Origin of the sequence: Phascolarctobacterium sp. Marseille-Q4147, from assembly GCF_017968825.1 — a bacterium.
GTDB lineage: Bacteria > Bacillota > Negativicutes > Acidaminococcales > Acidaminococcaceae > Phascolarctobacterium_A.
This window is the reverse complement of record NZ_CP072874.1, coordinates 2,015,104-2,041,906: the sequence shown is the minus strand read 5'-3', so window position 1 is coordinate 2,041,906 and position 26,803 is coordinate 2,015,104. Positions and strand designations below refer to the sequence as shown.

At 47.3% G+C, this 26,803-nt stretch carries 21 protein-coding genes and 1 pseudogene; all 22 read right to left on the bottom strand.

The window, feature by feature from the left end; all coding sequences use genetic code 11:
- Nucleotides 1-74: 74 nt before the first annotated feature.
- The 22 genes and pseudogenes from KAH19_RS09405 to tkt all read right to left on the bottom strand — a co-directional run bounded on the left by KAH19_RS09405 (nt 75) and on the right by tkt (nt 26,665).
- The gene (locus KAH19_RS09405; protein WP_210684384.1) at nt 75-4,499 is read right to left on the bottom strand and encodes a hypothetical protein; all 4,425 of its coding nucleotides are present in this window, start codon (nt 4,497-4,499) and stop codon (nt 75-77) included.
- A complete protein-coding gene (locus tag KAH19_RS09400) occupies nt 4,486-5,208 on the bottom strand; it encodes a DUF6063 family protein (RefSeq protein WP_210684383.1) in 723 nt (240 codons plus the stop codon). The genes KAH19_RS09405 and KAH19_RS09400 overlap by 14 nt, the downstream gene beginning before the upstream one ends.
- Before the next feature lie 4 nt (nt 5,209-5,212).
- The gene (locus KAH19_RS09395) at nt 5,213-6,823 is read right to left on the bottom strand and encodes a hypothetical protein (RefSeq protein ID WP_210684382.1); all 1,611 of its coding nucleotides are present in this window, start codon (nt 6,821-6,823) and stop codon (nt 5,213-5,215) included.
- 8 nt (nt 6,824-6,831) lie between these two features.
- A complete protein-coding gene (locus KAH19_RS09390; protein ID WP_210684381.1) occupies nt 6,832-7,815 on the bottom strand; it encodes a Wadjet anti-phage system protein JetD domain-containing protein in 984 nt (327 codons plus the stop codon).
- 85 nt (nt 7,816-7,900) lie between these two features.
- Nucleotides 7,901-9,727, bottom strand: coding sequence for an oligoendopeptidase F (gene pepF, locus KAH19_RS09385; protein ID WP_210684380.1), 1,827 nt, complete (start codon nt 9,725-9,727; stop codon nt 7,901-7,903).
- Between the two features lie 668 nt (nt 9,728-10,395).
- Nucleotides 10,396-11,436 (bottom strand): annotated as a pseudogene (locus KAH19_RS11115) (carboxylesterase family protein); the annotation flags it as partial.
- A gap of 149 nt (nt 11,437-11,585) precedes the next feature.
- Nucleotides 11,586-12,146, bottom strand: a complete 561-nt coding sequence (locus KAH19_RS09375) for an NUDIX domain-containing protein (RefSeq protein WP_210685535.1) — start codon at nt 12,144-12,146, stop codon at nt 11,586-11,588.
- 9 nt (nt 12,147-12,155) lie between these two features.
- On the bottom strand, nt 12,156-13,856 hold the full coding sequence (gene recN / locus KAH19_RS09370; protein WP_210684378.1) for a DNA repair protein RecN: 1,701 nt from the start codon (nt 13,854-13,856) through the stop codon (nt 12,156-12,158).
- A 15-nt stretch (nt 13,857-13,871) separates the two neighbouring features.
- Nucleotides 13,872-14,321: an arginine repressor gene (gene argR, locus KAH19_RS09365; protein WP_210684377.1), complete on the bottom strand. Its 450-nt coding sequence runs from the start codon at nt 14,319-14,321 to the stop codon at nt 13,872-13,874.
- 374 nt (nt 14,322-14,695) lie between these two features.
- Entirely contained in the window at nt 14,696-15,556 is an 861-nt protein-coding gene (locus KAH19_RS09360; protein ID WP_210684376.1) for an NAD(+)/NADH kinase, read from the bottom strand.
- 1 nt (nt 15,557) lies between these two features.
- A complete protein-coding gene (locus tag KAH19_RS09355; RefSeq protein ID WP_210684375.1) occupies nt 15,558-16,382 on the bottom strand; it encodes a TlyA family RNA methyltransferase in 825 nt (274 codons plus the stop codon).
- Nucleotides 16,379-18,271, bottom strand: coding sequence for a 1-deoxy-D-xylulose-5-phosphate synthase (dxs, locus tag KAH19_RS09350; RefSeq protein WP_210684374.1), 1,893 nt, complete (start codon nt 18,269-18,271; stop codon nt 16,379-16,381). The genes KAH19_RS09355 and dxs overlap by 4 nt, the downstream gene beginning before the upstream one ends.
- Nucleotides 18,272-18,273: 2 nt before the next feature.
- Nucleotides 18,274-19,149, bottom strand: coding sequence for a polyprenyl synthetase family protein (locus KAH19_RS09345; protein ID WP_009145018.1), 876 nt, complete (start codon nt 19,147-19,149; stop codon nt 18,274-18,276).
- Nucleotides 19,149-19,406, bottom strand: a complete 258-nt coding sequence (gene xseB, locus KAH19_RS09340) for an exodeoxyribonuclease VII small subunit (RefSeq protein ID WP_210684373.1) — start codon at nt 19,404-19,406, stop codon at nt 19,149-19,151. Before xseB ends, KAH19_RS09345 begins: the two co-directional genes overlap by 1 nt.
- 3 nt (nt 19,407-19,409) lie before the next feature.
- Entirely contained in the window at nt 19,410-20,615 is a 1,206-nt protein-coding gene (xseA, locus tag KAH19_RS09335) for an exodeoxyribonuclease VII large subunit (RefSeq protein WP_210684372.1), read from the bottom strand.
- Entirely contained in the window at nt 20,608-21,564 is a 957-nt protein-coding gene (locus KAH19_RS09330) for an O-sialoglycoprotein endopeptidase (RefSeq protein ID WP_210684371.1), read from the bottom strand. The genes xseA and KAH19_RS09330 overlap by 8 nt, the downstream gene beginning before the upstream one ends.
- Entirely contained in the window at nt 21,561-22,028 is a 468-nt protein-coding gene (gene nusB, locus KAH19_RS09325; RefSeq protein ID WP_210684370.1) for a transcription antitermination factor NusB, read from the bottom strand. The genes KAH19_RS09330 and nusB overlap by 4 nt, the downstream gene beginning before the upstream one ends.
- Before the next feature lie 216 nt (nt 22,029-22,244).
- Nucleotides 22,245-22,472, bottom strand: coding sequence for a DUF2273 domain-containing protein (locus KAH19_RS09320; RefSeq protein ID WP_009145023.1), 228 nt, complete (start codon nt 22,470-22,472; stop codon nt 22,245-22,247).
- A 12-nt stretch (nt 22,473-22,484) separates the two neighbouring features.
- A complete protein-coding gene (amaP, locus tag KAH19_RS09315) occupies nt 22,485-23,006 on the bottom strand; it encodes an alkaline shock response membrane anchor protein AmaP (RefSeq protein WP_210684369.1) in 522 nt (173 codons plus the stop codon).
- A 5-nt stretch (nt 23,007-23,011) separates the two neighbouring features.
- A complete protein-coding gene (locus KAH19_RS09310; protein ID WP_210684368.1) occupies nt 23,012-23,632 on the bottom strand; it encodes an Asp23/Gls24 family envelope stress response protein in 621 nt (206 codons plus the stop codon).
- A gap of 362 nt (nt 23,633-23,994) precedes the next feature.
- Nucleotides 23,995-24,453, bottom strand: a complete 459-nt coding sequence (tnpA, locus tag KAH19_RS09305; RefSeq protein WP_178511231.1) for an IS200/IS605 family transposase — start codon at nt 24,451-24,453, stop codon at nt 23,995-23,997.
- A 229-nt stretch (nt 24,454-24,682) separates the two neighbouring features.
- Nucleotides 24,683-26,665 carry a transketolase gene (gene tkt, locus KAH19_RS09300; protein WP_210684367.1) on the bottom strand — a complete coding sequence of 661 codons (1,983 nt, stop codon included), beginning with the start codon at nt 26,663-26,665 and terminating at the stop codon, nt 24,683-24,685.
- Nucleotides 26,666-26,803: the final 138 nt, after the last annotated feature.

Sequence of the window (26,803 nt, the reverse complement as noted above, 5' to 3'; positions counted from 1 at the left end):
CTCGTTTCTTAAAGCTTTGTCAATAGCCTTATTTAAAATTTCTTATAGAGGATTACATACTGTCAAAATACCTCTTAGAACAGACTATCCATCTGCCCTTCATCAGTCACCTCAACACGCGCCAAACTCAGGAACTCCCCATCATTACCGGCAATATGCTTGCTCTTCAAATAAGAAATATTATTCAGCTTAGACGAAATCAAGTTTATAACATAGATGTTGTCATAGCAATTATAAATTGACTCACCACCAAGTCCGGTAAAGGATATCAGCTGAGTGTTATTCTTTGCTGCCATCTCCATTAACGGCGTAAGCAGATGCGCTGCATTAGTCTGAGCAAACGGATTATCCATCATTAGTACCTTACCTTCATTGCGGTCTGCATAAACGTCTGCATCATCACGACGCATGTAATACAAAAGGCTCGAAAGAATAACAAATGCTGATAAAAAGCCCTCGCCACCGGAATTACGTGCTACGTCACGCCAGGAAATCTGTATTTCACGTTGCGCCTCAACCTTGAACATCTGCACATGAACATTATTAATACCAACAACGGCATCGAAAAGTTCTTTGGTAGTCAACAGCTTACCAAGCAGTTCAGCGAGGGGTTCACCTTTGCTTAATTTTGCCAATCCTTTTTCCGCTATTGTATCTACTAAATCTGTAATACTACGATGATAAATATTAGCGCTTTCCTCCCAGTCAGGAAGCTGCAATTTGAGCATTTTTACATAATGACCACGAATTTGAATGCTAGAATTGCGATCAATATATCCTAATTGCTTGTGAACTTCCTTAAGATAATCCTCTAACTGAGTAATGATTTGTTCTTTTTCCTGCTTAACTATAGCAATATCAACCTGCAGCTTTTCAGATATTCTGACATAGGACTCTAAAACAGCATTAAGCTGCTTTACAAAGATCTGCGCATCGCTTGTAAGCTCCTGCAGCATATCTATACATTTTTTATAGGAATCCTCTTGAAAAGCTTCTACATTGCGCAACCTGATTAGAGCCTGCTCCAGCTTTCGTTTCGCCTCATCTTCCTGCACCTGAGCAGTCTTATATTCTTTTCTCAACGATAACGTATAACTCGAGAGCTCTTCTTGTGAAAAATCCTCCAAATTAAAGCTTTCACACCACTCTACATTTGTCGCTCCTTCACTATATTCAGCCAAGCCAACAATATTCTCCCTAATATTCTGCTCCTGTTCTCCCAAGGATTTTTGCAACCCTTCCTTTAGAGTGCGCTTATACTGAAGCATATTTTTCTCTTCTGCAAAATTTTTCTCAACAACTTCATCCTTAGGCAAAGGCTCAACAGCATGGCATTTTTCTTCCATCTGTCTGAGAATATTATTTTGCTCCCCCTGCACCTGGGTTAATCTTTTTTCAATATCTATACGTGCATCTCCAAGCTTTTTCTTATCTTGAGTCAGCTGCTTCTGCTTTGCATCCAGCTCCTGCATTTTAGCTTCGCTATAACGTTCATTCACCCAGTCTTTACTTTCAAGTCCAAAACGATTTGCTCTATCTCGCAGCTTTTGTTCAACCTTTTGCACTTTCTTTGCAAGATTTGCTCTATTATCCTCAAGCGCTCTTAATTCTCCGAAAAGCTTTTCCTGAATACTCTTAAGATACGCTTTTAATGTATTAACATTCTGCGCAATGTCATCAGCAAAATTTTTTGGCTTAGGCACCTGCTTATAGCCTGCATATTGAGCCAATTCATCATTCAGATCTTTCATATTACCTGAAAGATCCGCAAGAATTTTTATTTGCCACTCCAGCTTATTTTGCAATTTTTCAAGCTTATCGTCCAAGCTATTCTTTGCATTTTCTGCTTTAGCCAAAGCATTACTACATTCATATAGCTGGCTATTATCAAGCAGATATTGTTGATATTTTTCCGTCAGCTGCTGCAATGCTTCCTGATGCAATTGTAGCTTCTCTATTAGCCGGCCTGTTTCTATTAAATCCTGGCTAAGCTTTTCCTGCTCCAGTAAATTATCAGCTTTTTCTGCCCGCAGATGCTCCTCCCGCTTCTGCAGCTTGGCAATTGCCTCCTGTAAAGAAAGTAGCTCATCCTTAAGCCTCTCATAACTTTCTTTGCTAAGGCTCTGGTCCTGTAGCTCGCTATATTTCGTCCTGTAAAAATCATACTCATCTTTTCTCTGCTGAAGCTCCTGTTCAATCTTCTGCAGTTCTGCCTTCAATTCAGCCAGCAGACGCTGCAGTTTCTCTTCGTTTAGCAGATTATCGTTAAATAGCATGAAGAAATTCACATCTGCACTTTTAAGGACACCATTATCGACCTTTGTCTGTGTAGCTTGCGCTAAGCTTTCGCGTAAAATAATTGGCACCGGAAAAGAAGTATAAATATTTTTTTCAGCCCTTTGCAGTATTTCTATATCTTTGCTGGTCATAATCAAAGCATACGGTAAGAACGGATGCTGTTTTACTAACTCCAGGTTCAATTCCTCACTGTTTTTATTATTTTTCAGCCATTCCATGCCATATACAATATTTATACCTAAACGCTCCAGCATCTGCACCAGTTCATCTGACAGCTCCAAGATTTTGCCAGTCTGCAATCCCTGATACTTTTTCTGTACCGCATTTAATTCATTCAACAGCTTTGTTCTGGCTTCATCCATTTCCCAAAGCTTTTTGGACAGCTCTTTTTGAATATATCCTTTATCAAAAAGATATATCTCGTCAAGCTGAAGATATTGCAGCAATGTTTTTCGTTTTGCAAGCTGTTCATCAAGCTGTTTTTTAACCTGGGTACGCTCAACTAAGAGTTGCTCTTTACTTCCCCTTTCTTTTGAGCAATTCTGTAAGCTACGCTCCAAGTCACTAAACGCAGTTTTTAGGCCACTTAAATTCTGCTGCTGCTGTTTCTGCCTATCACTAGCTTCCTGCTCATCAGCTACCAGCTTTTCTGCCATAACCTTTAACGCACCGGCCTCATATTCGCCCAGCATATTACGCTGCAACCCAGCAGCACCATGTTCCCACTTTTTATTATAGCTTTCCTCAGCATCATCATAAGCCTGCACTAAGCCTTGAAGACGTCCCTGCGTAGTATGCAGCTCATTCAACCTGCTGATTAGCTCTGATAGTTCTTGTTTGGCTTGTTTTTGTAAATCAAGACAAGCCTTTTTATCACTCTCTTCCTGCTGAAAGTGCCCCCGCGTCTTTTGCAGCTCCTGCTCAATATATTCTTTCAGCAAATAGCCAATATATTCGCGTTCCGGCTCAAGGTCCTTATTCTTTTTACGGGAAACAGCAACTCTCTGCTCTACTCTTTGTAATTCCAACACATCTTCATTTAAGCGCTCCTGAATTTCCGCACAATCCAGAATATGCCGCCGTCTTTCCCATAATTGTGACTGTTCTTCCAGTTGACTGCTTTGCTGTTCATTATCTTCTTTTAGTACGATTAACGCTTCTTTTTTATCTTCTGCATAATAAAACTTACTGGAAAACTCTTCATGCAGCAAATGCACCAATTGTTTGCCTAAAGCCTCCAGTTCAGCATTACAAATAGCAATTTCCGTTTCATTTTTAGCAGCGAACCGGCTAAGCTCGGCCAGGCACTCATAAATTTTGTTCAGCTTAACAGCAACAGCAGAGGAAGAAGCCTCATACTCATTGCCAAATGCTAAAATAGGTGCTGCCTCCTGCTGAAATGCAGTAAGCTTTTCCTGCTGTTTGATTTTATTAGAGTTTTCGTTATAAGTAGCAATATATTTTTCCAGGATATTACGGAACTCCTGCATCCTGTTGTTGCCTTTATTCAGCTTATTTTCCACAGCATCAAGGAACCATTTTTCTACTAGGCCCTTCTCATCCTTGCATTCAGCAAACAGCTTAGAAAGGCCAGACTCCTCTTCGTTGATTTTCTTAATAATATTCTGCCATTCGCGATAATCTATACCATATTCTGCAAGCTTAGCAAAGTACTGCCTGCTTTGCGCAGAGTTGTTCATATCATAGCAAAAAAACTTGTTTATTCTTTCCTTTTTATACTCATCAAACATCTTGTGACAAGCATTGAAGCTTTTAATTCTGAGCTCCTTTTTATCACTCTCGACAACAGGCAGGTGATTTATATCCTGCTCACATGGCTCGGTATACTCGCTGATAAAATTTATCAGCTCCAGCTCCTCTTCGTTATCAATATTCTGGCTCTTACGCACCATCATTCCTGTAAGGCAGTAACCGGCGTCATCCTCCAATACCCATTCCACCATAATAAAAGATGGTTTAGATGTAGTAAAATAGCTGGCAAAACTACGCTCATTAAGATTACGGTAACGCTTTTGTACAAATGGTGCCGTCAAAAGTTGCACCAATACGGACTTACCACCACCATTCTGCAAGGAAATCAAAGTGCTTCTGCCATTAAAGTGCAGTGTTTCATCACTGATATGAATGGAATTATGGTTATAATTTACATTAACCAGCCTAATAGCATTAATCTTGCTCATTTTCTTCCGCTCCTAAAATTCTCTGCACCCGCTCAAAATTATTTTTATTCAACAGATTCCAGTCCATAAAATGATCGAGCTTGCGTGTTGTCTTAATCATTTCATCCTGCTCAATATAATCTATCAAGCCCTGCTCCTGCAGGAAATGCAAAATGCTAAACAGAAAACCTTCTTTAGTAGTTTTCTGGCGATTTCTTTTTTCATCAGAACGTAGGGACTCATAAGCCTGTTGCATAGCAGTAAAGGCCATCCCATTCTGCGCCTGCTCATCCTCCGAATAACGCGCTGCCCCCTCCTTGAGCTTGTCTGTTACGGAATTCTGCAGATCACCCAATAGAATAAAATCGCGCGTCTTTGAGCTGCTGCCTTGTCCGTCATAAAACTCCAACAACAGCACCAAGATAATAAACTGGATCAGATAATAATCCTTATCGGTAGCATTACTTCGGCAAAGCTCCTTCTTCAGTTGTCCTTTGGAATAGCCTAAAAAATTATTTTCCTGCCCCGGTATAAGATAAATAACGCCACCATACGTTTCTACATGGCTATCAGCAGCATCAGCTTGCGACTTGACTAACGTCTGCACTTCATCCTGTTCAATATATGCCTTGTGTAGCTCCGGTGCTTTTTCCTCCCGCAGCTCGTGATGCTCTAATAAATAATAAAATATTTTTTGTGACTGCTTAATTGTTTCAATCTGATAAGCCATATTTTCACTCCCAAACTGCCTTCAGCATGACATCAGAACAACGGATATTTTTCAAAACACCAGTATTTTCATCAAGCTGCTTCAACAAAACCGGATTAGCCTCTGGTAGGCGATGTACTATAAGCTTTTTTACTTTCTGCCATTGCGCACGTTTGTCCAAAATATCCAAAAGCATACTTTGCAGACGAAAATCCTTCGTCTCTTCCTGAATAAATGCTGCTCGCTCGATGCGCATGCTGGTAATATCAATTTGCTGAACCTTGAGCAGCTCTACCATAATCTCTTTAAATACTGCTATATTGGGTACTAAGCGCTCGCGCTCATCCTGACTAAGCTGCTTTATCAACTCAGACAGACACAGCTGACCTTTGCTAAGGGTATACTTCAGAATAACAGTCAGGCTTGCTTCGTACTGCGCCAGTCTTTCCGCCAGCAGCCTTTTTTGCTCCGCCTCCCAAGCTGCAGCGTCAAAGCTTTCAGTTGCCTCTTCCTCCCAATCAGCTTCCAGCAGACGCACTCTTTGCAGCTCCAGAAACAGATTCAGATTAACGGCTTTTTCCGGGTACTTATTAAATAACGGATGCAGAAAAATATCTAAATCCTGCAGGCATTCTGGCTTCGTTAAAAGCTTCTCATAAAAGTCGGCACGTAAATTAAAGCGCTGCACCAGAGACATTTGCGAAACCTTTTCCAGCTCTGCTGTATATAAGGCCTTAAGATCAAAATGATTATTTAAGATTTTTTGATATTCATCTATCGCACGGCCTAAATAATTATCTATTTCACGCAGATTACGTAGCTTGGCAACATCATCAGGCGGCAGACTATCTAAGCTAATATTCTGCTTCTCCAAATCCTCTACACGTGCCTGCACAACATCGCGATGTCCTTTGAATTTTTTCTTCGACTGGTCGATAGTCTGCAGATTATCATATAGCAGCTCACTATATTCGCTGACACTGTACTCCAAAGCATTGCGCCTTATCCTCAGCATAGCAGCCTGAATTTTTTGCAGTTGAATACGCATCAGGTTAAAGATATTTTTTACATCATCTAATGCCTTATCGTAGCTTTGCTTTTCCAGATGCAGCTTAAATATCATCTCCTGAATCGTCAGATTCAGATTACTTTCAACCTCCAGCGTTCCCAAAAGCAGATTATAGCCATCATCTGTAAGATAGTACGAGGTACGGCGCACATCCTGTTCGTCATAGATAATGCGATTGTTGACGTAGCTTATATGAAGCTCTTTCATCTCCTGCTGCTCATAATCATAACCACCAAAATACATCGGCCTTCCTTCATTGGACAGTACTACATTAACAATGAACTTAGCAAAATCACTGCATTCAGCATAGCTCATGGACTTTTTATAATACTTTTCGTTAAGACTGTCCAAAAAAACAGTAATATTATCAATAGTACAGCTTTCTTCCTTCAGTGACTGCTCCATAATATAAAGCATCACAGAAAAAATGACATTCAGCTGCTCGTCCAAAGTATTAAAGCCCAGTTCCTTCCAGATATACTTCTGACTGCTATTATCATAAAGCAGAGCATATAAGCCTACGCATTTCATGCGTCTTGTAAAATCCTTCAAAAAATCGTACTGCATAATCAACCTCAAAAATCACTTATCGTCAAAATCTCCTGCGGGATATACAAATCCTTCTGCAAAATACTTTGCATTTGCGCTTGCGCATCAGCGGAAAAATAACGGAAGAAAGCTCCCTGCAGATTTCGGTTCTGGTCTTTTTTCGTGGACGGCAGCTGCTTATAATCGCCTGCCTTCGCCAGCATCGCCAGATACGCAGGAATAAACGGTTTAATTTCCCCCTGCTCAGCAAAGCTTTCTGCCAGCGTTTCATAAATGCCTATGCCTTCGTAATCCAAATCGCCAAAGTACAACAGCTCATTTCCGTCTGCCAGCATATATGGTTCAGCGCTGGCGTTAAACTCCTGAAAATAGCTGCCAACTCTTTTGCCGGCGCCGTAAATAATAGTACTTATATTTTCTCCCAAAAGCTGACTGTTTCCTGCCAGCAGATGCTTTCTCATGCTAAAAAAGGTGTCTTTATTTTCTATAATCAACAGCTTTTGCGGTACGGCACGTGTTGAAGCAAAATAAGCAAAGGGCTCAGTAGTACTGTAGCAGTTGAGTTCAACAAGCTCCAGGCCGCAGTGACTCAATATTTTTTTGCCTGCTCCCTGAAGCAAAAACTTTTCTCTTTGCCAGATTTGGAAGCTACGCTCGTTATAAGAAACCTGCTTCGCAAGCAACGTCGCACTGTTCTGCAAGAAACTGCTCAACGGCAAAACATCCTTACGTTCTTTATTATAGGCTTCAAGATTATGCTGATAATAAGTTATATCAATTTGCGGAGCCAAGTTAAACAAAAGCTCCTGCTTCAACGCTGAATAATCCTGCTTCTGCTCCAACTCCCAATATTCCCGATACAATGCTGGCTTCTTGCCGTTTTTCTTTGACGCAAGCACAGGCTTTATCCGCCCACTATCTACAAGCTTCATGATATAAGCATGCTGTTCGCTATATTCTGCATTAATCTTACTGCCTAAAATTTCTTCCAATGTCCTGCGCTTTTTCATTTTGCACCTCAAACAAAAAACTCCTAAAGCAGCTAAAAACTATCTGCTTTAGGAGTATTATAACATATTTTTATCTTACTTTAATTTACTTTCCCAACAGTGCCTTCAGCTCCTTGAGCTTAGCAGCAAACTTCTGCAGGGTTACGGTTACAGGCTGCGGCGTATTCAAATCCACGCCGGCGTTCTTCAGGATGTTCAAAGAATAATCGCTGCCGCCCGCATGCAGGAAGCCCAGATATTTTTCCACTGCTCCCTCTTCGCCGCTTAAAATAGCGCTGGCGAAGGCGGTCGCTGCACTGTAGCCTGTTGCGTACTTGTACACATAAAACGGCGTGTAGAAGTGCGGTATGCGTGACCATTCGCTTGCCAGTTCCTTGTCCACAGTCAGCGCCGGGCCATAGTAATCCCTGTTGCTCTGCAGCCAGTATTTCTCCAGCTTTTCGGCCTGCAGGGACCGGCCTGCAGTGATTTCGCCGTGAATATATCTTTCGAATTCAGCAAACTGCACCTGTCTGTAAACCGTTGTGCGCACTGCCTCCAAAAACTGGTTCAAAAGATAAATCTTCTGCTCCGCCGTAGCATGCTTCAAGGTATGCTCCAGCAATAGGTTTTCGTTCGTTGTGGACGCAACCTCAGCGCAGAAAATAGTATATTCCGAATTAACGTAGCTCTGCGCCTGACTGCTGAAATAGCTGTGCATAGCATGGCCCATTTCATGTGCAATGGTAGAAATGCTGTTGTAGCGCGGCTGATAATTGAGCAGCACAAAGGGATGCACGCCGTACACGCCCCAGGAATATGCGCCGGAGCGCTTGCCCTTGTTTTCGTAAACGTCAATCCAGCCTTCGGTCATGCCTTTATGCAGTGCCGTCAGATATTCCTTGCCCAACGGTGCCAGTGCCTCCTCAACCTTGGCGCAGGCCTCCGGGAAGCTGCAGGCAAAGCTGTCGCCTGCATTGGAAATAGGCATATACATATCATAGTAATGGAATTCATCTACGCCAAGTACATCCTTCTTTAATTGGATGTATTCATGCAGCGGTGCAAAATTATCATGCACGGTATCAATCAGTCCGTCGTAAAGACTGGACGGAATATTATCCTCCGCCAACGCTGCTTCCAGTGTATCCTTGTAATTATGCACGGTAGCATAGAAATAACCGGTGCGCGCAGAGCCTGTGAGCGTTGCTGCCAGGGTATTGCGGTATTGATGATAGGTATTCATCAGGCCGGTAAAGGAATTTTTACGCAGCACACGGTCAGGCGATGTCATATTCAGCAGATAGCAGCCTTCGCTGACGTTTGCCTTATTGCCCTGGCCGTCGGTAATTTCCGGGAACTGCATATCGGCACTCACAAGTGCGCGGAAGGCCGCTGCTGCAGTACCTGTTGCCAAATGGCTTTGCGCAAAAACAGCCTCTTTATCTGCAGACAAAACATGGTCTGATAAACGTACCATATTTTCAATATAAAAATGGTATTCTGCCAATGCAGGCTCTTCGTCCAGCATCTGCAGCAGCTTTTCTTTGCCTAAGGCCAGCATTTCCGGCTCTACAAAGGCGTTAGCGTTACTGAAGGCTGCCGCCATACCTTCGGCCTCGCCTGCGAGCGCCTGCAGCTTCTGGTCGGTATTATCGGCATCCTGCTGCAAGCGTGCGTAAGCGTAAATTTTATCAAGCAGTTTTGCCAGCTCTTCCTGCAGCTTTAAGGCTGCGCAGACTGCGGCTGCAGTATTCAGTTTGCCCTGCATAGCCCGCAATTGCGGCAGCTTGCTTTTATATTCTTCGCAGGCCGCCTGCCAATCCTTTTCACTGGCATATATATCGCTTACATGCCATTTACAGGCTGCCGGAATCTGCTCTCTGGCAACATTGCTGCCATGAAGCGGAGTAGTATTTTTTTCTTCTGTCATTATTAATCAGCTCCTTATAAAACTGCTTATTTAGGCCACAGGCTGGGGTTGCCGTATTTTGCATCCAGCTCATCGCTGAACCAGCGTCCGTTCAGCACATTATGAATGATATAATTTTTGCTTTGCTCATTAACGCTCTTATCATTAGCCATCTCTGCCAAGATACCGGCATAGCTTACTCTGCTGTTGATGCTGCTGATGCGTGCATGCTGACGGTTGGCATCCAATACAAGCTCTGGACGGTAGGTGGGATTCCATGCCTGCCACGTTGTTCCCAAGGCCGGAGTATTAGGATTACCGGTACGCATAAAAGCTGCAATCGAAGCAATAAATGCTTTGCTCAGCTCCTTGGAGCCTGCCTGCTCAAAGGCATCGGTATTTTTGGTATAGCCATAGCCCTGATCCGTCAGGAACGGTTGGAAAATGCCGTGCAGCGCACCGTTACGCACCATGTATTCCTTGCCGACAACGTCAGCAGTATGGGCAAAAGCAAAGCTGCAGACATACATATCAGCCTTATAATGCGGATACAAAACCTCGGCAGACTGCTGGCCGTTGAAGAAGCCATACAAAGCACTGCCGTATTTGTTGGCAAATTTAAATTCACTCGTAGTCTTATAATCGTTGTTGATTAAGCCAAGACGATCCTTAAAGAAAGGATCACGTGCGGCAAAGGAGCTGAACTCGTCAGCACTTGCCAGCATCAGCAGCGGTACGCTGTAATAATGCTTCGTAGCAAAGCCTTCTTCCGGCAGTACCTCGCCATCACCGTAAAGATGAGGAAAGGCGCTCATGCGGATGACAGCGCCTGCCATCACCGGAGCCAGACGTTCTGCCGGCATTGCCTGCAGATATTGACGCACAGCCTTTTTATCCTTACCATTATCGCTCAACAGCCAGTTTTCGGCGTTAATCAGATTATTTTGCTTGCCGTCCTCTACCACCATCGGCGCTAATTTCTGCGCGATAGTTTTTTGACTCTTGGCAGCATCGGCAACAGTCAGGCCGCCGCTAAAGGAAATAGCCTTATCGAATTTATTTTTGAAAACAGGCGAAATCAGCATCGCCATAACATCACGTCCGCCGGCGGAAAAACCGGAAACAGTAATATTCTTGGCGTCACCGCCGAATTCCTTAATATTGTCGCGTACCCAGTCCAAAGCCGCCGCCTGGTCAAGGAAGCCGAAGTTACCGCTCTTTTCCTTCTTGTTGCCGTCTGCCAGAGCAGGCAGATTGTTAAAGCCAAAAAGTCCCAGGCGATACTGCACGGAAACATAGACCATGTTGCCTTCCTGCGCCAGCTTGTTGCCCTCCATCAGATGGCTGTTGCTGGCCTGGTTATTGCCGCCGTGGATGTAAACCAGTACCGGCAGATTTTTTTCCTGCGTATCAGGGCGCACAATATCCAGCGTCAGCATGCCCTCCTGACCGAGCACCTTTTTGCCGTTGTATTGGATATTAGCCGGTGCAGCCTTGGTGCAGTCCAGAATTCCCTTATGCTTTTTAGCCTGTTGCGCCTCACGCCAACGGTCAGCGCCCGTCGGCTGCTGCGCATACGGAACACCCAACCATTGTACTACCTGATGCTTGTCGTCATAAGCACCGGCAACAACACCCTGCTGGGTTTTAACTTCATTATTAAAATTAGCAGCCTCGGCCGCAGTTGTAAAAACGCTTGCCGCCAGCAGCGAAGCAAGCACATATTGCATCTTTTTCATCTGTATCATCTGCTCCCTCATAGAAATTTATTAAACACTTACTTTCTATTATAAAGAAGTAGCGCCTGCTTGACAAGCTAAGGCACGAAAAAAGAGGCTGCCTTCTCAGCAGCCTCAAATAACTATTGTGATTGACTTGTTCAGATAACCTTTGCAGCGTAAAGAGCGCACAGGGTTTTGGCATCGTACAGCTCGCCGTCCGCGACCATGCGACGCAACTCTGCGGGAGTAAAGGCCTGCACGCCGATGAATTCGTCCTCATCGGTATGCTGGGCAAACTTTTGCAGTCCCCAGGCCTTATATAAATGGATAATTTCATCAGAAAATCCCGGCGTAGTCGCAATGCTGATCAGCTTCTGCCAATGCTCTGCGTCATAGCCTGTTTCCTCACTCAACTCACGCTTAGCGCATTCCGCAGGATCCTCCTCCGGACCATGGTCCAGCTTGCCTGCGGGAATTTCCCACAGCAGTGTAGCAAGCGGATAACGGCACTGTTTCACCAACACCACACGTCCGTCAGGCAGCACCGGTACAATCGCCACTGCGCCAGGATGACGGATATATTCACGCGTTGTGTCATTACCGTTCGGCAGCGTTACGTGGTCGCGCTGCACCTTCAGCAGGCGGCCGTTAAAGACCTCCTCGTTGCTTCCCGGTACATATATTTCATCTAAAGCTGCCTCATGAAATTTTTTCAGCATCATCTTACCTCATTTCTCCTGCAGTCGCTTTAAGCTGCTTTTTATCTGCTCCGCACCTTGCAGAAGCTCGGTAGCACTTTCAAATGCCGCCCTGCTGGCAGTTGCACCTGCAGTCATACGCACCAGCTCCTGCAGACGTCCGTTATAATCAAGCGTTGTCAGCTGTGTTACCGTGCGTCCGTCGGCACTTTGCTTTTCGATATGAATATGATTATCCGCAAAGGCAGCAATCTGCGGCAAATGCGTAATACACAGCACCTGGCCGACACTGGAAATAGCAGCAATTTTTTCCGCCATCTTCTGCGCCGTAACACCGCCGACACCGGTATCAATCTCGTCAAATACCATCGTCGCAACATCGCCGCTGTTCATCAGCACCGTCTTTACCGCCAACGCAATACGGCTCAGCTCGCCGCCGCTTGCAACCTTTTCCAGGTCATTCAGCGGCTCGCCCATATTTGCGCTGAAAATAAATTTCAGCTCATCGCGACCCAGCGGCATAAACTTGTCCAACTGACCGCACTTTATCTGCAGCACACCGTTAGGCATCGCCAAATCACGAATATGCTGCGTAATACGCTTCGCCAACGCCTGCGCGCTGGCCTCACGCAGCTGCGTCAGCACTGCGGCAGCACGTCCCAAACGCACAACTGCTTCCGCTACCGCCTTCTGCGCCTGCTCTAAGAGCTTTGCAATCTGCTGCAGCTGCTCCAGCTTTTCCTGCGTCTGCTGCAAATAATCCAGCGCCGACTGCGTACTGCCGCCGTATTTCTTCTGCAGGCGGTAAATCACATCAAGCCGCTGCTGTACCTGCGCTGCACGCTCACCGTTAAACTCACTGCCTGCCATATATTCGCTAAGCTCCGTACGGCAATCGTCCAGACTAATCCAGGCACTGTCGGCGCATTCTGCCAACGGTGCCAGACGGCTGTCGTAGCGTGCCGCATACTGCAGCTGGTCACGCACACGTGCCAGACGTGAAAGAATCGCGTCCTCCTCATCAAGCTGCTGATAAGAGCTGTCCACAGCCTTCATAATGCGCTCACTGTTCTGCAGCAGGCGAGCCTCAGCCTCCAGGCCATCTTCCTCGCCCGGCTTTAAGGCAGCGTCCGAAATCTCCTTGATTTCCCAAGCGTAACGGTCCAGCAGCAAATCCTGTTGCTCATTTTCCTGCTCCAGACTGCTCAAATGCTTGACTGCAGCAGTATACTCGCTGTAAAGCTGCTTATACTCCTGCAGTGCCTGCGCCAGCTTCGGACCGCCAAAAGCATCCGTCAGATGCAGCGGTGCATCCGGCTTCAGTAAGGCCTGGTTTTCATGTTGGCCGTGAATATCAACCAAACGCGCACCGATAGCCTTCAGCACAGCCAAGGGCACCTGCACGCCATTAATATAAGCGCGGCTCTTGCCCGCAGCGCTAATCTGACGCTTGAGGAATAAATCCTCCTCCGGCTCCAGACCGTGCTCCGCCAGCAATGCTTTAATCTCCTGCTGACCGCTCACGTCAAAAACAGCCTGCACCCACAGTCCGTCAGTGCCGCTGCGCACGTAATCGGCAGATGAGCGTCCGCCAAGCACCATACCGAAGGCATCTATCAGAATAGATTTACCGGCACCGGTTTCGCCTGTAAAAACATTAAAGCCGGGAGTAAAATCAGCATGCGCGTCTTCTAACAGTGCAAAATTGTGAACATGCAATGATTGCAACATTATCCTTAGCCTCGCTTATCTGTATTCCTTGAAGCGTTCCAGCAAAGTGATTACGGCTTCTTTATTCGGCAGAGCAATGAAAACGGTGTCATCACCGGCAATAGAGCCAAGAATCTCCGGCCACTTCATGTAATCAACGGCAAAGGCAACAGCCTGCGCTGTGCCAGGCAGAGTGCGAATTACCACCATGCTGTCGGAAGCACGTACACTTACGATAGAATCGTTGAAGGTACGTTCCAAGCGCTCCATGGTCAGCATCGTGCTGTGCTCCTTCGGATAAGCATAGTGATAATGTCCGTTGGCATCCGGCACCTTGACCAGCATCAGCTCCTTGATATCACGCGAAACAGTAGCCTGCGTAACATCAATGCCCTGATGACGTAAAGCGGAAGCCAAATCCTCCTGCGTTTCAATTTTATTGTTGTCAATAATCTCTTTAATTTTAGCGTGTCTGGTCATTTTCATAGTCAATCACCTCTAAAAGCAAAATATTTCTATGTCTTATCATGCGCCGCGCCCTGTACGTCGAGGAGCCCTGATGACGTATACGATAGTGCCTTATCATGCGCCGCGCCCTGTTCGCCTACACATCGCCCACGTCACGGCACACGAGAAGGTGCCGGAAGCGAAGAAGAGTAACGATGGTGTACTTACTACAACGTCGAGGAGCCCTGATAATGTATACGATAGTGCCTTATCATGCGCCGCGCCCTGTTCGCCTACACATCGCCCACGTCACGGCACACGAGAAGGTACCGGAGACGAAGAAGGGCGACGACGGCGTATACTGCTACGCCTAGGAGCACTGATGACGTATACGGTGCCTTATCGTGCGCCGCCTATAGATTGCGCATTAGCTTCTGTTGCCAAGTCTGATAATAGTCGCGCCGCGTCAATCTTACAAACTTCATCTCATAAGGCGATTTGGCGATATGCACACTGGTATCGTTCGGCACCTCAATAACATTCTCGCCGTCCGCCGAAAGCAGCATTTCCTCACTGCCGGGAATCGGCCTAAGCTCGATTGTTTCCGACATAGGAATAACAAGCGCTCTGTTCGTCAGCGAATGTGCGCAGACAGGTGTAATGACACTAACATCAAGCTCCGGCATAACAAGCGGTCCGCCAGCAGACAAGGAATATGCCGTAGAGCCGGTTGCCGTTGCTATAATCAGACCATCTGCCGCATATTTACCGGATAAGCGTCCGTTGATAAAAAGCATCATGTGCGCCAGCTTGCTGAACATGCCCTTGGCCAGAACTAAATCGTTGAGCGCATGCGCAGTAGCAAGCAGCTTATCGCCGCAGATAACTCTGGCCTGCAGCAGACTGCGGCTTTCCAGCGTATAGTTGCCCTGTGCCAGACGGCTGATAGCCTTATACATCCCCTGCAAATCAATCTCTGCCAAAAATCCCAGCTTGCCGAAGTTGATACCGAAGGCAGGCACATCGAGCGGTGCAAGGTGACGCGCCATCTGCAGCAATGTACCGTCACCACCGAGGCTGACACCATAGTCCAGCGTTTTCAGCGTCTGCGGCTCACTTTTGTTATAGCTGCTTACGCCATACTGCTGCGCTACCTCCACAGGCAGCACCGGTTCAAGTCCCCAGTCCTTGCAGAGCTGAATAAATTCCGGCAGAGCAATGCAGACGTTTTCTTTACCAAGGTTGGGAAAAATCCCTAAACGTTTCTTTTGCATCTCATGCCTCTGTCTTTTCTGCTTTCTTATCTAAGTCGCCATGACTGCGGCCTACAAGCTGTGCTACCTGCTCGCTGCTTACGGCATCGTCGTCACCCAGCGTCAGGTGCAGCAAATATTCAATGTTGCCCTCAGGTCCCTTGATAGGAGAAAAATCCAATCCGGCAATGCCGAAGCCTTCACCCTTGGCGAAGCTGATGACGTTATTGATAACCTGCTCGTGCACGGCAGCATCACGCACAACGCCCTTCTTGCCGACATTTTCCTTGCCTGCTTCAAACTGCGGCTTGATTAAAGCCACTACAAAGCCTTCGGGCTTGAGGATTTTGTGTACCGCCGGCAAAATTTTATCCAACGAAATAAAAGCTACGTCGATAGTAGCAGCATCCACCTGCTCGGGCAGGCTGTCTGCTTCCAGATAACGTACGTTGGTGCGCTCCATATTCACTACGCGCTCATCGTTGCGCAGCTTCCATGCCAGCTGACCGTAGCCTACGTCAATCGCATACACCTTCGCAGCACCGTTCTGCAGTGCGCAGTCGGTAAAACCGCCGGTAGAAGCACCGATATCGGCAACAACCTTGCCATCTACGCTGATGGGGAAAATTTGCAAAGCCTTTTCCAGCTTCAGACCGCCGCGGCTTACATAGGGCAGCTTGTTGCCCAGCAGACGGATAGTAACCTCCGGTGCCACCGGTGTACCCGGTTTATCTATTTTCTGTTCATTGACCAATACCTGTCCTGCCATAACCGCAGCCTGCGCCTTGGCACGGCTTTCAAACATACCGCGGTTAACTAACAGAACATCAAGTCTTTCTTTTTTCACTCTTCTTCACCCTTTACAAATGCTGCAGCCTTAGCAGCAATGGTTGGCGTATCCAGTCCCAAATCACGGAACAGCAGCTTTTTGTCGCCATGCATAACAAATTCGTCAGGAATGCCGAAGCAACGTACTTCACACTGCTCCAGCAGTTTATTTTCATTGAGCTCTTCGAGAATTGCACTGCCGACACCGCCTGCCAGCACGCCTTCTTCCAAAGTAATAATCTTGCTGTAGCTTTGCGCATGCTCACGCAGCAGTTCTACATCCAGAGGTTTGGCAAAGCGCATATTTACAACGCCGGCGCTGATTCCCTGCGCTTCCAGCAGGTCTGCAGCATCCAGCGCAGTCTGCACCATGCTGCCAATCGCCCAGAAGCAGACATCCTTGCCTGTGCGCAACACCTCTGCCTTACCAATCGGCAAATCCTGCCATTCTGTATCCAGCGCAACGCCTACACCGCTGCCGCGCGGATAACGCACGGAAACAGGTCCGTCAAAATTCAGCGCTGTTTTCAGCATGTGCTGCAGCTCATTCTCATCCTTCGGCGCCATAATGGTCATGTTAGGAATACTGCGCAGATAAGCGTAGTCAAAAACGCCGTGATGCGTATAGCCGTCATCACCGACAAGACCGGCACGGTCCAGGCACAATGTTACGTGCAGCTTCTGCATGCAGATATCGTGCATGATGGAGTCATAAGCACGCTGCATGAATGTAGAATAAATTGCCGCTACAGGCTTCATTCCGGCAGCAGCCATGCCTGCAGCCGCAGTAACCGCATGCTGCTCGGCAATGCCAACATCAAAGAAATGGTCCTTATGCGCCTCGGCAAAAATATTCAAGCCGGTGCCGTCAGGCATTGCAGCCGTAATACCAACGATTTTATCGTCAGTATCGGCAAGCTTAGTCAAAGTTTTACCAAAAACCTCGGTGTAGCTTACAGGTGCATTCGGATTAGTAATCTTTTTGCCGGTAGCAATATCAAAGGGGCCGGTACCATGGAACTTATTGGGGCTTTCTTCGGCAGGCTTGTAACCCTTGCCCTTTTTCGTCAGCACGTGTACCATAACCGGTCCGTCAATCTTTTTGGCAGCCTGCAGCACATCCAGCAGGCCATCCAGATCATGTCCGTCAACCGGTCCCAAATAAGTAAAGCCCAGCTCTTCAAAAATAGAGGTCGGCACCATCAGGTATTTTACGCTGCCCTTCAGGCGGCGGATAGCTTTCAGCACATCACTGCCGAATTCCATATTTTTGAGCCAACCCTCAATATCATTTTTAATTTTATTATAGGTTTCGCCTGTACGCAGCTGGTAAAGATATTCACTCATCGCACCAACGTTTTTGGAAATAGACATTTCGTTATCGTTGAGCACGACAATCATCTTTTTATGCAGCATACCGGCGTTGTTCAACGCCTCAAAAGCCATACCACCGGTCATCGAACCGTCACCGATAACAGCTACGACATTATAATCCTCACCCTGCAGATCGCGGGCGCAGGCCATGCCCAGAGCAGCGGAAATAGATGTACTGGAATGACCGGTACCGAAGGCATCATGCTCGCTTTCGCTGCGCTTAGGGAAGCCGGAAAGACCGCCGTATTGGCGCAGCGTAGGAAATTGCTCCCTGCGTCCGGTGATAATTTTATGGATATAGGCCTGATGACCTACGTCGAAAATAATCTTATCTTCCGGCGTATTGAAAATCTTATGCAAGGCCAAAGTCAGCTCTACCACGCCCAGGTTCGGCGCCAGATGGCCGCCGGTGTGCGAAATAACACTGATTAAAAGCTGTCTGATTTCCTTAGCCAGCTGCTCCAGCTGCGGCACGGAAAGCTTTTTGACATCAGCCGGTGAATTAATTTTATCTAAAAATTTATTCTCTGCCATAATTACTTCTTTCTGTCAGTCATCAGGCGAGTAATTTCACGTAACGGTTCTGCGTTCTCGCCAAACATTTCCAGACATTCCAAAGCCTCTGCCACAGTCTTTTCTGCCAGCTCGTGTGCTGCCTGCAGGCCGTACAGTGTTACATAAGTAGATTTGTGGTTCTTGGCATCGCTGCCTACCGGCTTGCCAAGCTCCTCCTCAGTACCTTCGACATCAAGGATGTCATCGGTAATCTGGAAGGCAAGTCCCAGCAAATCAGCAAATTTGGTGAGCGCCAAAAGCTGTTGGTCATTAGCACCGGCCAGATGCGCGCCGCCGCGGATGGCAGCAATAAAAAGCGCACCGGTCTTGCCCGCATGCAGTTTGCGCAGCTCCTCCGGCGTAATCTTTTTGCCTTCAAATTCCAAATCAAGGCCCTGGCCGCCAACCATACCGAAGTTACCGGCACACATAGCCATTTCGCGTACAGTTTCAATCAGAACCTTAGGATCAACATTCTTCTGCTCCAGCATTACCTCAAACGCCAAGGTGAGCAGGCCGTCACCGGCCAATACCGCCATAGCCTCACCAAAAACCTTATGGTTGGTCAGACGGCCTCGGCGATAATCATCGTCATCCATGCACGGCAGATCATCGTGAATCAAAGAATAGGTGTGAATCATTTCCAGACCGCAGGCCACAGGCAAATAATTGTAGCCCTTGCTGCCCACAGCCTCTGCCGCAGCCATCAGCAGAATCGGACGAATGCGTTTACCGCCTGCCATCAGGCTGTATTCCATAGCCTCATCTACCTTGGAAATACCCTTTTTGGCAATTCTGTTCTTCAAATAGTTTTCTACAAGTTTTTGCTGGTTAGCATAATAAGCTTTAAAATCCATTATTTTACCTCCAAATCCTGGAATGCTTCTAATTTATAGCCAACGTCGTTACCATCGGTAACAACGATTTTTTCAACCTCCTGCTTCACTGTTTCCAGTCTGCTGCTGCAGACACGGCTCAGCTCCACGCCGTATTTGAATACCTCCAGAGCCTTGTCCAAAGGCAGCTCGCCGCTTTCCAGAAGCTGTACCTGTGCTTCCAGCTCGCTTAAGGCATCTTCAAACTTAATGTTCTTTGCAATCTTTTTCGTTGCCATCCTTTACCGCCTTTCTACCTGCTGCACAACCGAGGTTATCACACCGTCTGCTACTGTTGTCAGCAGCTCGTCGCCCAATCTGAGGTCATCAACACTGCTTACCAGCGTATAATCGGATTTTTGGCTAACAGAATAGCCTCGTCCCAAAACAGCCAGTGGACTGAGGCTGTCCAGCCTTGCCGCCGCCAGCGCCAGCTTATGCTCATCCTGCTGCAAATGCAGCTCCAAGGCCTCACGCAATCTGCGTGAAGCAGTATCAAGACGCTGCGACTGGTCGGCAAAAAGCCTTTCCGGGTCACGCAACGCCCACGAATTAACTAAATTATCCAATCTGCGCTGCTGCTGCGTCAGCAAAGCTGACAGCAGGCTGCGCGCACGCTGTTCCAGATAAGCAACGCGCTGCTTGTAGCCTTCAACATCAGCTACCACCAGTTCCGCAGCCTGCGACGGTGTCGCTGCTCTCACGTCGGCAGCAAAATCACACAGCGTAAAATCTGTTTCATGGCCTACGGCGCTGACTACCGGAATTTTAGAGGCAGCCACTGCTCTTACGGTAACTTCTTCGTTAAAGGCCCACAAATCCTCAATAGAACCGCCGCCACGCCCCACAATCAGAACATCGGCCAATTTTTTGCGGTTAAAGAATTCAATCGCCGCAGCAATTTCCGCCGCAGCGCCCTCACCCTGCACCTTGACGGGATAAAGCAAAAGCTTTATGCCCTGATTTCTCCTGCGTGACACTGTTATGATGTCACGCACAGCGGCACCTGCAGGAGAGGTAATAATACCCACAGTACGCGGATGCAGCGACAGCTGCCGTTTACGCTCAGGCGCAAACAGGCCCGCACGCTCCAGCTTCTGCTTCAGCTTTTCGTAAGCCTGCATCAAATCGCCCACGCCCTGCTGCAGCAGTAAATCGGTATACAGCTGATAAACACCGTCGCGTTCATAAACTGCCAAGCGCCCTACGGCAACAACAGTATCGCCGTTTTGCGGCTGAAAGCGCAGACTGACGGCCTTACTGCGGAACATTACGCATTTGAGCACCGCACCGGCATCCTTCAAAGTAAAATAGCAATGACCTGAAGGATAACGCTTAAAATTGGAGATTTCACCGATAACCTGCAGATTACGCAGTTCCGGCTCCTGCTCCAGTATATGCTTTATGAAATTATTTATTTCGCTTACCGAATAAACAGCTTCAGTCATTTTTCTTATGTAATCTCCAGGCAACAGCGGCACAGCCACTGGCATTATCACAGCTGAAGCGTCCTTCCGGCACCCACAGGTGCACACGGCGCTTCGCCAGCTTTTCTTCAACATGCTTGCGGATGTACTTGTTGGAGCCTACGCCGCCAACCAAAATCACATCACGCACACCATATGCCGCTGCGCCGTTACGCAACAGACGGGCAAAGGTCTCAGCCAGCGTATACTCTACGCCCAAGGCCAGAGAAGCAGCATCCGCCCCCGCCTCCAGCTTGCGCATAGCGGCAGTTGCAGGTCCCGATAAGCTCACATCCAGCTTACGCACGGACACCGGCAGCTCCAGCGGCGCTTCCGCCTGTTCTGCAAGCTGCTCCAGTGCCGGACCTGTCGGAAACTGCAGTCCGAGCGCCACACCTATGCGGTCAACAAACTGACCGGCGTGCAAATCCAAACTGCCGCCAGCCTGCGTCAGATTGTAACGGCTGTCCTCACGGCGTTCGCACAACAGCAAATCGGTAGTGCCGCCGCTGGCATGCAGCAGCAAAAAACGCTCCGCTTGCGGACCGCCTGCCGACCAAAGACCGGCCTCCAAGTGATTTTCCTGATGGCTGATAACCTCCAGCGGCACATTATAAACAGCCGCCAGGCTGCGAGCAACGCTCATACCGGCTAGGAACGCCGGCATATAGGAGTCCGCGAGCGGACGCGGATAACCGCTGACACCAATCGCCGCCAAGGTACAATCCTTATCGGCAAAGACATCCTCCACCAGGCGCGGCAGATTACGTGTATGCTGAAAAACCATTTCGGACTGCTGCAAGCCGCAGCGTCCCGGCTTAACGCTTAAAATCTGTCTGGCCTCGGCAAGCAGGCTGCCATCCTCCGCCAAAAGTGCGGCAGAAGTAGTATAACAGCTGGTATCAATGCCTAAATAAACCTTTTGGCTCATTTTCTTGCCAGCTTACCTAAAACACCGTTGATAAAGCGCGGAGATTCTTCGGTACCATAAGCCTTGGCAATCTCCACTGCCTCATTGATAGCAACACCTGCAGCCAGAGCAGGCTTTTCATGGCGCATTTCAAAAACCGCCACGCGCAGGATATTTCTGTCGGTAGCAGGCATGCGCTCTACAGTCCAGTCGGTTGCACAGCTGTTCAAAGTCGCATCAATAGCTTCTTTATTTTCTACAACACCGTTAACAAGCACCATGGAATATTTCTTTACATAATTTCTAGCACTTGCTGCACCCAGCTCCTTATGCTGGTCCAAAGCCTTGTCTACAGCAGCCTCAGGATGCAGCAGTTCTTCATGCTCATCCAGCGCTGCGTCAACAGCCTGTTCTACCTCATTACCGGTAAAGTCTATTTGGAATAACGCCTGTAAGGCAACCTCTCTTGCAAGTCTACGAATCATTTGCACACTCTCCTTGTATAAAAATTTTTAATAAATATCTTGTATGATGATGGATTTAGATTAGGCAGATGGGGCCTTATCTTTCGTTGCTACCTATTAATTTGAGGCGAAATAGAAGGTTTCAGATGTGAAGCAAGGGCAACGACGGCGTACTGCCGCGTACTCTTAGGAACCCTTGTAAAACAGATGATACCTTATCTTTCGCCGCTGCCACTGTTATCTGTGGTAGCCTGGCGGCAGCAGCCTATCCAACCACTCCAGCAAATCCTCTTTCTTATCCAGCTTGTTGCCGATAAAAAAGCCCAAGCCGATGCAGATCATCAGAAACAGTGCCTGGAAAAATCCCAGCCACAGCACAACCACGCCGATAAACAGGCCAAACACCGAGCAAAGCAGACGGCCGCGATAATTATTCCAGATATCATTAAGAATATCGTTAAACATAGCTTCTGCCTCCTATTCTTCCTTTGCCTTAATCTGTTTGAAGAACAGCTCTATTTCCTTAACCTCAATGCCGGTAACCTTTTTGATGGTTTCACGGACGTTGTTCTTAATCTCACCGGAGGTTTCCGGAATATTTATGCCGGGTTCAATCGAAGCATTAATGCGCACATCAATGCATTGATCCTCCAGCTTAACAATAACCTTTACATGATGAATGCCGTAAATTTCCTGCGACAGAACAGCAATATAATCCTCCAAGGCGCCCTTGCCTACAAGCACCTTGCCCTTATCGCTGTCACTCAGTTTCAGCGAGCTTACGCCCGTCAGTCCCAGGCCGGTAATCAGCAGGCGTACGCTCACCAGCAGCATAATCACGCCGCCGACAGCATAAACCCAGTTGCCGGGAATATGGCTGATAAACGCCACCATACCGGTATCAGAGAAAACGCCCAGACTGCACAACAGCGTCAGCACTGAAGCTACCGTCATCAATATCGTATACAGCGTCAGGATAATTCTATCCGCAATACCCATAACAGTTAATCCTCCTCTAAAAACTTCCTATGCTTTTCATCCATGTCTTCCTCCGGCGGCAGTTCAAAATCATGGTCATCATGCAGATTAACCAACTGCTGCTCAAAGGAATTGGCCTCCGTTGCTTCCGCACGCTTAGCCTGCGCCTGCAAAATCTCTGCCATATCAACATCAGATGAGCTTTCCTTTTCCAGCTCACTTTCACGCCTCTTGGCCACGCCTTCAACATTGACGTCAACAAACTGCACCTCGTAACCGGTCATAGCCTCAATGGCATCTTTAACCTTTTCCTGTACCTCCAAAGCAATCTCCGGAATGCAGCAGCCGTATTCAATAACAATATACACACTGGCATTTACCGTCTTGCCTTCAAAATGCAAGTGTACGCCCTTAGAAGCGTTCTCCTTGCCCAAGAAGCGGTTAATGCCATCTGTCAGACCACCGCTCATGCCGACAACTCCCGGCACCTCCTGCGCCGCCAGGCTAGCAACGATACAGATAACCTCGTCGGCAATACGTATATCACCATATTCTTCCTTGTCCTGTGTTTCCGCTGCTTCGGCAGCAGCTTCAGCGGCTTCTGCAGCCTTGGCCCTGATAGTGTCCTTTATATTTTTTTCTTCCATATCCGGCACCTCCTGCTCGCTTACGTGCCGGCAGAAGCGCGACAGCGTAATGAAGACAGTTATACATTATTATCTTCTTATTATAACACATTTTATACAATCCGTATGCATAAAATGTATAAAAAATAAGTGCTTAGCCTACATATGATTGATTCCGCTTTTCGCTTACAGTACATGAGCAATACAAGGGAACACAGTACTTCACATATCATATGTAATCATGACCACCCGTCAAACGGGTGGTTTGACGACGGGCTATAAGCCCTTAATACTAGCCAGCGCCTCAAGACGCTGGCTTTCACTTTGTTCAAGCCACATTGCACTTTTCTCTTTCGCTGCCCCTGTCAGGGGCGTTTTGAATACTAGTTACCCTTAAAAGGGTCTTCGTACTCTTTTACACTTAACTTATCTAAAGCTATATCGTGCTTTTCTTGTTCCGCAATATATTTCTTTACGGTGGCTTCATTTAAACCTACTGTAGATGCGTAGTAACCTTCTGCCCAAAAATGTCTATTGCCAAACTTATACTTTAAATTTGCGTGTTTATCAAACATTTGAAGCGCTGACTTTCCTTTAAGATAGCCTATAAATGTCGATACTGCAATTTTAGGTGGAATACTAAGTAGCATATGCACATGATCAGGCATCATATGACCTTCGATAATTTCTACACCCTTGTACGAACATAACCGTTTAAAAATTTCTATTAAATCCTCACGGTATTGATTATAAATGATTTTTCGTCTATACTTAGGTGTAAAGACTATATGATATTTGCATACCCACTTTGAATGCGATAATTCGTTAGTTTTATTTGCCATTAATACGTCATTCCTTTCTTTGCAATAGTGACTTGAACACTTACTATTGTATATCGGAATGACGTATTTTTGTATAACAATCAATGCGCACCCGCATAGCGGGTGGTTCTGTGTGAAGCACTATCTCATTTCTTTGAAAAGAAACTCGATAGCGCTCCACGGGCTAAAGCCACATAACGCAAAAAGACCACTCCGCAGAGTGGTCTTTAAGAACAATTTCAAATTAAGCTTACAGCGCTGCTTTTACCTTTGCAACCAGGTTTTCAACAGTAAAGCCGTATTTTTCCATCATTACATCGCCAGGTGCGGAAGCGCCGAAGGTGGTAATGCCCAGAACATTCTTTTCAGTGCCGGTGTAGCGGCTCCAGCCGTAAGGAACGCCTGCTTCAACAGCAAACTTGGTTACGCCTGCAGGCAGAACGCTTTCCTTGTACTCATCGCTTTGAGCATCAAAAGCATCCCAGCAAGGCATAGATACAACGCTAACGTCAATGCCCTCTTCTGCCAGCTTAGCCTGTGCAGCCAGTGCCAGATGTACTTCACTGCCGGTACCGATCAGAACAGCCTTAGCCTCATTCTTAGCCGGGCTCAGTACATAAGCGCCCTTATGAGCGTTTTCATGGATAGTTGCTGCATAGTCATGCAGTACAGTCAGCTTTTGACGGCTCAGCAGCAGGCAGGTCGGTTTATGCTTGTTCAGGCAAGCCTGTTGCCATGCGGTAGCAGTTTCCAGAGCGTCAGCCGGACGGATAACGCTTACGTTCGGAATCAGGCGCAGAGCCATAGTGGTTTCAATCGGCTGATGAGTAGGACCGTCTTCGCCCAGTGCAATGCTGTCATGAGTCAGTACGAATACAGACTGAATGCCCATGAGTGCTGCCATACGAATGGTAGGACGCAGGAAGTCAGCGAATACCAGGAAAGTACCACCGAAGGGAATGAAGCCGCCATGCAGGGAAATACCGTTCAGAACGGTACCCATAGCGTGCTCACGAACGCCAAAGTGAATGTTGCGGCCGGTTCTGTCCAGCTTGGAGAAGTAACCGCCGGTTTTCATGATAGTTTTGTTGGACGGGCCAAGGTCAGCACTGCCGCCAACCAGCTCAGGCAGCTGTGCAGCCAGAACCTGGATAATATCGCCGCTTGCTTCGCGGGTAGCGTTTTTAACGGTATCCTTGAAGATTGCTTCCAGAGCAGTCAGGTTAACCATGGAGTTGCCGGCAATGCGGTCTTCCAACTCTTTAGCCAGCTCAGGATATACCATCTTATAGTCATCCATCAAAGCATTCCAAGCAGCTTCATTTGCAGCGCAGCCATCCAGCTTAGCAGCAAAATGTTCTTTAACCTCAGCAGGTACATAGAACATTTCCTGCGGCCAGCCGGCTTTTTCTTTAGTAGCTGCCAATGCTTCGCCACCCAGCGGCTCGCCATGGCAGGACGGGCTGTCCTGTTTCGGGCTGCCGAAGCCGATGTGAGTGCGTACAATAATCAGAGAAGGATGCATTGTATCAGCCTTAGCCTCTTCGATAGCTGCCTGCATAGCGTCAACATCCTCGCTGCTCTCTACGCGCAGAACCTGCCAGCCATAAGCTTTGAAGCGGGCTTCAACATCCTCGGTGAAGGCAATATCGGTGCTGCCTTCGATAGTAATCTTGTTATCATCATATAAGTAAATCAGTTTGCCCAAGCCAAGGGTACCAGCCAGAGAAGCAGCCTCGCAGGAAACGCCCTCCATCAGGTCACCGTCAGAAGTCAGGCCAAAGGTATAGTGGTCAACAACCGGGAAATCGGGTTTGTTGTACTTTGCTCCCAGCATAGCTTCAGCAATAGCAAAGCCAACGCCCATAGCAAAGCCGTGGCCCAGAGGACCGGTAGAAACGTCAACGCCAGGAGTCAGGCCGAATTCCGGATGGCCCGGAGTCTTGCTGCCCCATTGACGGAAGTTTTTCAGCTCGTCCAGGGACAGGTCATAGCCTGCCAGATGCAGCATAGCATAAAGCAAAGCGCTACCGTGACCCGGAGAAAGGATGAAACGGTCGCGGTTGAACCATTGCGGATCAGCCGGATTATAATTCATAAAGCGGTCCCAAATGGTGTACATCAAAGGAGCGGTACCCAAAGGGAAGCCAGGATGGCCGGATTTAGCCTTTTCTACCTGGTCTGCTGCCAAAAAGCGAAGAGTGTTTACACATGCCTGATCAATTTTCTGCATCGAGAAAACCTCCATTTTTCCAAAATTATCTAAATTAATTATATCACATTTCCTTATATTGTCTACACTTTTTCATTAAAATTGTAAACTATTTACACTTTTAACTGAATCTCCAAGCGAAGTAATACTGTGATATTA